General features: G+C 41.4%; 1 protein-coding gene. It reads left to right on the top strand.

Annotated features, from left to right (window positions below; genetic code table 11):
* Positions 1–70: 70 nt before the first annotated feature.
* Positions 71–546: mechanosensitive ion channel family protein (locus R7Q46_RS29540; protein WP_318078633.1), on the top strand; the 476-nt coding region annotated here is incomplete at its 3' end.

A 546-nucleotide genomic window follows, 5' to 3' on the forward strand; every position in this document is an offset into this window, starting at 1 on the left:
TATAAAAAACAAGGCTCATAAGTTAACGGCAATTAGATTTATATATCTTTATTTTTTGAGGATAAGAATTATGGCAGGTGAATCGATGGGTATCGATACCACTCTAACAGATGGGCTGACTCAAGCTGAGACTTGGCTTACAAACAACTCAGACCTACTTATTCAGTACGGTGTGAACATTATTTCAGCGCTGATTATCCTATTTATCGGTAATATTATCGTTAAAGCAGTCGCTGGCAGTGTTTCCAAAGTACTTGAAAAGAAAAACATGGATAAGGCGGTCGTAGAATTTATTCACGGTCTTGTTCGTTACCTACTATTCGTTATCGTACTTATCGCAGCTCTGGGCCGTTTAGGTGTTCAAACGGCATCTGTTGTTGCTGTAATCGGTGCGGCAGGTCTTGCTGTTGGTCTTGCTCTACAAGGTTCTCTATCAAACTTTGCGGCAGGCGTACTGATTGTTGCATTCCGTCCATTTAAATCTGGCGACTATGTAGAGATTGGCGGCGTAGCGGGTAGTGTTGAAGCAATTCAAATCTTCCAAAC

The sequence above is a fragment of the Vibrio sp. 811 genome (assembly GCF_033339195.1).